This is a genomic window from Streptomyces sp. H39-C1, assembly GCF_027158125.1.
Lineage (GTDB): Bacteria > Actinomycetota > Actinomycetes > Streptomycetales > Streptomycetaceae > Actinacidiphila > Actinacidiphila fildesensis.
Genome location: NZ_JAPVLS010000161.1, coordinates 1 through 9,940 on the forward strand (window position 1 = coordinate 1; position 9,940 = coordinate 9,940).

Annotated in this window: 6 protein-coding genes; 4 read left to right on the forward strand and 2 right to left on the reverse strand. The window is 63.9% G+C overall.

The window, feature by feature from the left end; genetic code table 11:
- Nucleotides 1-35: 35 nt before the first annotated feature.
- The 4 genes from O3W51_RS45895 to O3W51_RS45910 all read left to right on the forward strand — a co-directional run bounded on the left by O3W51_RS45895 (nucleotide 36) and on the right by O3W51_RS45910 (nucleotide 7,347).
- Nucleotides 36-1,001 (forward strand): N-6 DNA methylase, encoded by a 966-nt coding sequence (locus O3W51_RS45895; RefSeq protein WP_269289901.1) that lies wholly within the window; start codon nucleotides 36-38, stop codon nucleotides 999-1,001.
- Nucleotides 994-2,208, forward strand: a complete 1,215-nt coding sequence (locus O3W51_RS45900) for a restriction endonuclease subunit S (protein ID WP_269289903.1) — start codon at nucleotides 994-996, stop codon at nucleotides 2,206-2,208. The genes O3W51_RS45895 and O3W51_RS45900 overlap by 8 nt, the downstream gene beginning before the upstream one ends.
- Nucleotides 2,205-5,453 carry a type I restriction endonuclease subunit R gene (locus O3W51_RS45905; RefSeq protein WP_269289905.1) on the forward strand — a complete coding sequence of 1,083 codons (3,249 nt, stop codon included), beginning with the start codon at nucleotides 2,205-2,207 and terminating at the stop codon, nucleotides 5,451-5,453. Before O3W51_RS45900 ends, O3W51_RS45905 begins: the two co-directional genes overlap by 4 nt.
- A gap of 211 nt (nucleotides 5,454-5,664) precedes the next feature.
- Nucleotides 5,665-7,347, forward strand: coding sequence for a TIGR04141 family sporadically distributed protein (locus O3W51_RS45910; protein WP_269289911.1), 1,683 nt, complete (start codon nucleotides 5,665-5,667; stop codon nucleotides 7,345-7,347).
- Between the two features lie 609 nt (nucleotides 7,348-7,956).
- Here the strand turns inward: O3W51_RS45910 and O3W51_RS45915 are convergent.
- Both O3W51_RS45915 and O3W51_RS45920 read right to left on the reverse strand, forming a co-directional pair.
- Entirely contained in the window at nucleotides 7,957-9,120 is a 1,164-nt protein-coding gene (locus O3W51_RS45915) for a hypothetical protein (protein WP_269289907.1), read from the reverse strand.
- A 9-nt stretch (nucleotides 9,121-9,129) separates the two neighbouring features.
- Nucleotides 9,130-9,804 carry a histidine phosphatase family protein gene (locus O3W51_RS45920; RefSeq protein ID WP_269289909.1) on the reverse strand — a complete coding sequence of 225 codons (675 nt, stop codon included), beginning with the start codon at nucleotides 9,802-9,804 and terminating at the stop codon, nucleotides 9,130-9,132.
- Nucleotides 9,805-9,940: the final 136 nt, after the last annotated feature.

A 9,940-nucleotide genomic window follows, 5' to 3' on the forward strand; every position in this document is an offset into this window, starting at 1 on the left:
GGGCCACCTCATGATCATCTGGCTTAGACACCACAATGATCACGAAGCCCGTGCCTGCTCTGCTATGCGCCCCAACCGGTCACAACCCGACCAGCCGCACGACCCCGGAACTTGCAACCGCCCTGGTGTACGGCCAGGAGGCCAACGAGCGCACCTGGCGGCTGGCGAAGATGAACCTCGCCATCCACGGCATGGACCCCAAGGGGGTCGGCGAACGGTGGGCGGACACCTTCGCCGACGACAAGCTGCCTGACCTCAAGGCCGACTTCGTCATGGCCAACCCGCCGTTCAACATGTCCGACTGGGCGCGGAAGTCGGACGACCGTCGCTGGCGGTACGGCGTCCCGCCCCAGTCCAACGCCAACTACGCCTGGCTCCAGCACATCGTCTCCAAGCTCGGAGACCGCGGCAGCGCGGGCGTCGTCCTGTCCAACGGATCCATGTCCTCGAAACAGTCCGGCGAAGGCGAGATCCGCGCGGCGATGATTGAGGCTGACCTGGTCGCCTGCATGGTCGCCCTGCCAGCCAATCTGTTCCGCACGACGGCGATCCCGGCGTGCCTGTGGTTCCTCACGAAGGACAAGTCCCCACAGGGCGCGAGGGCCTTGGACGACCGGCGCAGCCGGGTGCTGTTCATCGACGCGCGGGCGATGGGCACGATGCTCGACCGCACGGAACGCATCCTCACGGAGGAGGACCTGGAAAAGATCTCCGACACGTACCACGCGTGGCGCGGCACTAAGTCGGCTAAGGACAAGGGACTTTCGTACGAGAATGTGCTCGGTTTCTGCCATAGCGCGACGCTGGAGGAGATCGAGAAGCACGACTTCGTGCTGACGCCTGGGCGGTATGTGGGGGCTACGGAGGTTAAGTACGATCCGGACGCCGAGCCAGTGGACGAGAGCATCGCGCGATTGACAAAAGAACTCTTTGCTCATCTCGACGAGTCCGCGCGGCTCGACGCCGTGGTGCGCGAGCAGCTGGGGAGGATCAATGACTGAGCAGAGTTCGAGTGTCACTTTTGCCGACCTGATCCAGCGTGGAATTCTCGAAATTGGCGACGGGTATCGAGCCAAGAACAGCGAGCTCGGGGGAGACGGACCGATCTTCCTGCGGGCGGGGCGGCTCACTCAAGGTGGCTGGAACTGGGAAGGGGCTGAGCGATTCCACGCAGACCTTACTGCGAAAGTCAATTCTAAGCTGGCTCAATCCGGAGATACGGTTATTACAACCAAGGGGAATAGCACTGGTCGAACTGGATATGTTCCCGACGATGCCCCTATTTTTGTGTACTCTCCACACTTGAGCTATTGGAGGTCAAAAAACGTCGATGAGCTGGATGCGAGATACTTGCGATACTGGTCCCTGAGCTCGGACTTCCATTCGCAGCTGAAGTCTATGGCGCACGGAACTGATATGGCTCCGTACCTTAGTTTGGGTGATCAGAAGCGACTGAAAATTACGCTTCCGAGCCTCGGGCGCCAACGCTCTATTGGGGAAGTACTCGGGGCGCTGGACGACAAGATCGCGGCCAATGAGCGCGCCGCCAGTACTGCCGACACTCTTGCGGATTACATCTTCGAAAAGTGTACTTCGGAGCTTAAACGTGTTCCCATGTCACAACTCTTGACGCCAGTTCTCGGTGGCACTCCCGACCGAAAAATCGATTCATATTGGGGTCCAGGAATTCCTTGGGCGTCCGCCAGAGACGTGGCCAACGCCACTGTAGGCGTAATCGCGCAGACCGATGAACAGATCACACAGGAAGCGGTCGGTGGAACGCGTGCAAAGCCATTGCCCTCAGGGTCGGTTATTCTGACTGCGCGCGGCACTGTCGGGGTTGTTGCACGCGTGATGCATGCAACTGCTATCAATCAGTCTTGTTACGCTTTTCGGCCTGGCAAGATTCCTGCCGCAATCCTCTTCCACCTGATCCGATGTGGGTCGCGGAATATGCTGAGCGTCGCTCACGGGACAGTATTTTCTACGGTCAACATGAAGACGTTTGACCATATTGAGATCCCTGCCATCAGTGATGATCTGAGCGCGGCTCTCGAAAGCAGGCTTGCTCCTCTACACAGGCTAGTCGAGGCCCGTGTAGAGGAGTCGCGCATCCTCGCCTCCCTCCGCGACACACTGCTCCCCCAACTCATGTCCGGCGAGACCCGCGTCCGCGAAGCGGAGCGCATCGTGGAGGGCGCCGTATGACCATTGACCGCGACAACACCGCACACGACAGCAAGATGACCGAGTCCACCTGGGAAAGCCTCGCCATGGACGAGCTCGCCGAGCTCGCCTGGGAGGTCAAGGAGGGCAAAGCCGTCGCCCCAGGCTCCGGGCATCGCAAGGACTGGGACGACCTGGTCCTGCACGACGAGCTCACCGCAGCTATCGCGCGGTTAAACCCGGAATTGCCTGCCACGGCCGTGCACGAAGCTCTGCGCATCGCGACCGACCCCGCCTCCACCGAGGCGTACCCGGAGAACAAGCAGGCGCACACCAACCTCACCGCCGGCATCCGGTTCACGTATACGGACGACTTCGGGGCCGAGCAGACCCCTACCGTCCGTCTGGTTGACTTCACCGACCCTGACGCGAACACCTACCTCGCCGTCAATCAGGTCACCGTCCGGGACAGCGAGGGTGGCCACCGCCGCTTCGACGTCGTCCTCTACGTCAACGGGCTACCCCTCGCCGTCATCGAACTAAAGAGCGCCGCAGCCGAAAACGCCACGCTCAAGGACGCGCAAGCGCAGCTCCAGACCTACATTGCCGAGTTCCCGATCGCATTCCGCTACAACGTCCTGTGCTTGGTCTCGGACGGAATCACCGCGAAGTACGGCACTGTCTTCACCCCGTACGAGCACTTCGCGCCGTGGAACGTAGACGAGGACGGCGATCGCGTCAACACCAACGCACCGGACTACGACGGTCTGGAAGCGCTGAACCTCGCGCTGTACGGCCTGTTCACCCACTCCCGTTTCCTCTCCCTCACCGCCGGCTTCGTCAACTTCACGGCCCCCAAGCCTGGTGAGTCCCTCTCCGGCAAGCGCATCGCCAAGCCCCACCAGTACTTCGCAGTCATCAAAGCCGTGGACGCGATCGTCACCGCATCCCACAGCAACGGCCAAGCGGGCGTCGTCTGGCACACGCAGGGCGCCGGCAAGTCCGAGGAGATGGTGGAGACCTCCGCCCTCGTCTCCCGCCATCCCGCCCTGAACAACCCCACCATCGTCGTGATCACCGACCGCAACGACCTCGACGACCAGCTGTACGACACTTTCCGGGACAGCCAGACCCTCCTCGGGCAGGAACCTCTCCAGGTAACCACCCGTGACCAGCTCCGCACCGAACTGCTCAACCGCCGCACCGGCGGGATCATCTTCACCACGCTGCAGAAGTTCGGCCTCAGCAAGGAAGAGAAGGACGCGAGCGCCCCTCACCCGCGCCTCTCCGACCGCCGCAACATCCTTGTCGTCGTCGATGAGGCGCACCGCTCGCACTACGACAGCCTCGACGGGTACGCACGTCACCTACGCGACGCCCTCCCGTACGCGACGCTCATCGCTTTCACCGGAACCCCGATCTCCAAGGCCGACGCGGACACCCGCGCCGTCTTCGGCGAGTACATCGACATCTATGACCTCAAGCGGGCCGTCGACGACGAGGCCACCGTCCGCGTCTTTCATGAGCCCCGCGTCATCGATGTGTCCCTTCCGCCTGACGTTGACCCGTCCAAGATCGACGAGCAGGCCAACGCCCTCACTGAGGGCATGGATGACGCGGAGCGCCGCCGTGCGGTGCAGTACGCCGCGACTATGAACACGGTCTACGGCGCGCCCGACCGCATAGCGACACTCGCCAACGACCTGATCGCCCACTGGGAGAAGCGCCGCGAGCTGATGAAGCCGGACATCGGCAGCCCCGGCAAGGCGATGATCGTGTGTGCCACGCGGGAGATCTGCGTCAGGGTGTACGACGCCCTAGCAGAGCGGCGCCCCGGGTGGGTGAGCAGCGAGGTCGACCAGGGAGTCATGAAGATCGTCTTCCACGGTGACCGTGCCGACCCAGAGCATCTCCGCAAGCACGCCCTGCGCAAGTCCCAGCAGAAGATCGTCCAGGCGCGCGCCAAGGACGCTGACGACGAGCTCGAACTGCTCATCGTCCATTCGATGCTGCTCACCGGCTATGACGCACCGCCCATCCACACCCTCTACATGGACCGCCCCATGCAGGGCGCCAACCTGATGCAGGCGCTGGCCCGCGTCAATCGCCGCTTCCGCGGCAAGCAGGACGGTCTCCTCGTCGGCTATGCCCCCCTCACCGACAACCTCACCAAGGCGCTCCGCGAGTACTCACACCAAGACCAGGAGGACCAGACTCTCGGTGCGGATATCGAGCGGGCCATCACGGAGGTCAAGAACGAGCTCTCGACGATCAGGGGCCTACTGGCCGGCTCGCACTGGAGGGAACTGCTTGCCGACACCACCCGCCCTGAGTCCCGTAAGCGCGCCCTGCGCCTGACCTCCAACTACCTGCGCGACCCAAAGACCTCCGGCAACAAGGTGGAGCTCGGAGCCAAGCCACTCTCTACCCGTTTCAAGGACAGCACTGCCCGGTTGGACCGCTTCTACCGGATCTGCGCCATGAGTCGCGAGATCGTTGAGCGCTGTGAGGACATGGCGGACTGGCGACGCGACATCGCGTTCTTCAGCGAGGTACGGGCTTGGATGGTCAAGCTCGACGCCGCCGACCGTGAGGCCACGGGCCAGCCGCTGACCGCCGAGGTCCGCCGATATCTCGAAGCGCTCGCCGCCTCGGTCGTCGACGCCGACGAGATTACGGACCTGTACGAAGAAGCGGGGATCGGCCGGCTGGACATCACCCGCCTAAACGATGCACAGCTGCGCAGGCTGGAGAACTCCGAGACCCCGCACCTGGTCGCCGAGGCCCTGCGCCGCATGATCGAACAGAAGATGCGCGAGGTCACGAAGCACAACGTCGTTCGGCACGAGAGCTTCTCCGAGCGTCTGAACGACTTGATGCAGCGATACATGCTCCAGCAGCTCACCAGCGCTCAGGTGATCGCCGAACTTGCCGCAATGGCAAGGGAGGTGTCCGACGAGGCCCGCCGCGGTGAACGCTTCGACCCGCCGCTCAACCACGCGGAGCTGGCATTCTACGACGCTGTCGCACACCGTGACATGGCCGAAGTGATGGCGGGTGGCGATGAGCAACTCGCCAAAATCGCACGGGCTCTTGTGGTCGACATCCGTAAGAACCTCTCTGTCGACTGGCTCTCCCGCGAACCCGTCCGTGCCAAACTCCGCACTCGAATTCGTCGGGTCCTGGCCATGTTCGACTACCCGCCGGACGAGGAGCGGGAAGCCGTCGACCTGGTACTCAAGCAGATGGAGACCTTCGCGGCGCAGTGGGCTCCTGGCGCAAAGTAGCGGTGACCGGAAGGCGGGCTGTCCCCGAGGGGGTAGCCCGCTTTTCCATGCAATCAGCCGATGATGGGCCCGTACATCGTGCTTGATTTTTGATAACCCAGGTTATCAATTACACGATAGTCAATTGAAGTCTTCGGCTGCCACTCTTACTTTGCACCGCCTCGTGAGGCAACACTCACTCCCTATCTCCCACGGCAGACGGAGACACACCATGGCAACCAGCACGACCAAGCGGACCCTGTACCGGCTCAGCGGCGTTGCTCCCACTGTCGAGGCGATGTTCGATGCCCTCGACCCGAGCCGGCTCGAAGCAGTCGACGCGGCCCTGGACTTTCCCGAGCAGATGGGAGTTCCGGCGATGCTGGTCACCGGGAGTTTCGAACAGCCCGTTGCGAACTGGTGTGAGGAGATCTACCGCACGACCGGATGCGAAGTGTCCCGGCCCGTGAACCGCTCAGCCGGACTTCTGATGTTCGCGGTCGACAGCGAGGTGTACGCCATCGGCTACGACCAGGGATTCCGCCTTGTGTCCGACCGCCTCAAGGACCAGCGGTTCGGGCTGAGTTTCGCGACCCGCAGGGTGAACCCGAGCCAGATCCGCGACCTGGTGTCCCACACCCCTGGCGGCGGGCGTACCGACATCACCCTCGTACCCGGTGGCGCGCCCGTCTGGAGCCTTGGCATTGAGGAGCACGCGCAGATCGTGCGTCGCTTGGGCGGCCGCCTGGATGGGATCCAGCTCACGATCTCCCGTGACAACCCGACGAAGATCTCCAGCGTCGAGGGTGGCGCCGGACTGCGCATGCGTCTCGGCATCGATGCCCCGGACTTGATCGCGGACATCCGTGCCATCGCCCGCGTCCTGCGGGAGGACTCTCCGAGCCCCGAGCTGGAGTTCGTCGAGCACATCGTGCCCGTCAAGGACAGCGACCTCACCGCGCAGCTTGAGGACGCGCTGGACGACATGCTCGGCCAGGAGCCTAACGGACTGATCGCGGTGGCCGTCCCTGCGGACCACTGGGAGGACTATGACAACGCCCGCGTTTTCGCCACCGCGGTGAATAGCCCCGAGCCGTGGCCCACCGACACCTTCAGCCTGCCTTACGTACTCCACCGGGCCCGCGCGCAGCGCAAGGGCCGGCGCTTTGCCGCGCTCAGGGACGGCACCGTCACCCTCTACCGTCACGACCGTGCTCAGAAGGCGGACTTCATCTGGGCGTCGAGTGTGCTGAGGTGGATCGAGGCGGACGTCTCGCTCGGTGCCCGCCGGTTCTTCCTGATGGACGAGAACTGGTACGAGATCGGCGAGGCTTATCTGAAGGCCATCCGCTCGCACGTCGAGCGCCTCATCACCGACACCCCTTCCGTTGACCTTCCCGCGTGGGTTCTCGGCGAGACGGAGCGCAAATACAACGAGTCTGTCCCGGATCAGCGGCCCGGCTACATCTGCCTCGACCGCGACAACGTCCAGACCTCGCTGCATCGGGGAAACGGCGTGGAGGTCTGCGACCTCCTGAGCCCGGACAACGTCCTGGTCATGGTGAAGCGGGCCAAGGGTTCCGACGCGCTGAGCCATCTGTTCAGCCAGGGGCTCGTCGCCGTACAGACGATGAGGAACTCGCCGGAAGGAATGGAAGGGTTCCGCCGGAAGGTGGCCGCAGCCAAGAACGGGCGGGCCTTGCCGCCGGATTACCGGCCTTCGAAGGTTGTCTTCGCTATCCTCCTGAAGACCGGCACCAACCTCACGGCCGACACCCTTTTCCCATTCTCGCAGGTCACTCTTGTGCAGACGGCCAGGACCCTGGAGGCGTGGGGCGTCGAAGTCGAGGTCGTTGGCATCCGGGCTACGACGGTGCCCCGGGCCCGGACAGGGATCCGGGCCCTGGCCGCGTAGATCGATCGGTTCTACGTAGACCTGATGCGTATATCGCCGTGGTCCTTGCGCATGTTGGCGAGTAGTACGCGCTGGTCCAGTTCGTACAAGCAGGCGCGGCAGGAGAATAGGGCTGCGTGCATGCCGCTGGACTGGACAGGGCCAATCCACGTCACGTCGATGTTCTCGCGCCCACACCACAGCCAGCATTCGCCGTGGGATTGCCACTCATGACGATCCCAGAGGGCGTGCGCAGTCGGCTCACCTGACGCCGGATCGATGTCCCGGCGGGATGGCTGGTACACGACATCGGGGTTAGGCAGGGGCGGCGTGCGCAGCCTGTGGAGCCGCATCAGGCCACCGCCCAAACGAAGTGCCGCTGTGTGATTGGGGCAAGACCGGGAGTAGAAGGATTTGGCACCGATGGCCTCTCAAGGCTCGGAAACCGCACTCATTTGCGGCTACGATTTCGGAGGAGCCGTGGCCCAGTGCGAATGTCATATCGCCCGGTTTCCATCTGACGCGCGATGCTTCGCGCGAGTCCGTATTCACGCCGCTATGCGACTTACCAGTTGGCGAAGAGGAGTAGTGAACTATCAGGGGTCGTTGACCCGCCTCCCTGACGAAGTGCTATTCGAAGGAACCCATCTGCTCGAATTTGGCAGCGCTCTCTCCGGAGTCGGCTGCTTCCCTGGCGGGCATCACGGCGGCAAGCGCGTGCCTGCTCATGACCCAGTCGGTGATTCCATTCGCGATGGCGTGCCGCACAGCCTCGATAGTTGATGGGTTGGGCTCGGCGGGCTGAGCCATGCGTGCGCGGATGAAGTGCTTGAAGAGTGCGGGTAGTTGTGCCGGACTCGTCCCGTTCTTCTCCTTAAGGGAGAAGAGTGGCAGGAACCACGTCTCGAATGCTCTTACTGTCCCCGGGCTAGCGCGGTAAGCCTCGTACGCGGCCTGAAGGTCTGCCGTGCGGTCGTAGGGAAGATGGCCATGCAGGGCGTACTGCAGCCGAGTTCCGTCATGCGTTCGGAAGTGCTGTCCGTGGGCCGCTACATGGTTGGCGGCGTTCTGGGTGATCGTCATCACGGCTGTGGTCGCCTGGAGCCTGCGCGCTGCCGCCAGGACGGTTACATGGACGCCGACTCGCGGGTCCAGGACGAGGCCGGGAAGCCCGAGCGGGCCGAGGTCGATGCCGTGGTCGCGGGTCCGCGACAGGATCAGGCGTTGGGTGATATTGCCGGCGGAGTTCTGTAGGTGCTTGGGCTGCTGGCGGTGTCCGGCGTGGAGATCTGAGCGATCGAGGACCGGGCGGTCCTTCGCGAGCTCGGCGACGAGGTGCAGTCCTGTTCGGTCTTCGGTATAGGTGCTGCCGCAGGCGTTGCAGGGGTGGGTGCCGTTGCCGGTCATGTGACCGCAGCCCCGGCAGGTGGGGACGGATTCGCGGCAGATGGCCAGCGTGCCCGCGCGCAGGTTGGTCTCGATCATCTCCAGGGCCAGGCTGGCGACCTCGGTGTCGGTGTCGGTCAGAGTGCCGGCGACGGGCGGCTGCCCAGGCGGGTATTTGGCCGCTATGAGGTCGGACTCGAACGCTTCGCGAGTGACCTGGCTTCCGGTGTGTTGGCGGTGCCTCAGGTCTCCCGCGAGGGTCACGGTGTTCCACAGGTGCGGAACGGGCGGTGCGCCGATGACGGCGTTCAGGGCCGCGGCGAGACGGATGCCGACGGCTTTGCCCGGCGTCGTCTCGAAAGTGAAGGGCCCGTTCTGGATGGGTCCATTGAGGAATATGTGTCGCACGGGGCCCTCCTAGATCGGCGGAATGGTCGTTTCGGTTCGGAGGAAACGGCCATGGCGCAGCTCGTAGTGCAGGATCGCGGCGTTGGGCATCTTGCCCTTCTTCTCCTCCGCGAGGACGTCGGGCAGTGTGCGGCCTTCAAGCAGCGAGCGGAGTGCGACGGCTGCTGTCTGGTGGGTGAAGGCGATGATCGTGCACGGCGATCGCAGTTCTTCCTGAGCCTGAGCGGCGAACGCCGCTACCCGCTTGCTGACGCCCTCGGCGAGGGACTCTCCTTTGCCGGGAGCTGTCCAGAGGTGCTTGCGTTGGCGCCGGTCCTCGGCCAGATCGGGGTACATGTCGTACAGCTCTCGCTTGGTCATGTACGTGGCGTCCCCGTAGTGCTGTTCATCTAGGAGCGCTGTCTGTTGGGGCCACTCGGCGGGGAGGTCGGGGAGGGCGATCAGCGCGGTGTCGATGGCCCTGCGATAGGTCGATGTGTAGACGTGCGGTTGATGTCCCGCGAGGGCCGGGAGGACATCGCCAAGCCACTGGGCCTGGCGGAAACCCCGCGGGGTCAGCCCGACGAGGTCGTGGGAGATGCCGTGGGCGGCTGCCCCGGAGTAGGGGCGCGGGTCCTGGTAGAAGCCGGTGTACTTCGCGGCGTTCTCGACGGACTCGGCGTGCCGGATGATGAGCAACGTCATGGCGGGACCCCTAATACTGCAACCGCATGTGGGGGTGGTGGCCTCGGCGTTGGTAGTGGCATCTGCGGGCGCGGGCTTGGCTGCGGCGTCGGAAGCGTGACCAGTGCAGATGATGGTCGTTGTCCAGGTGTCGGGG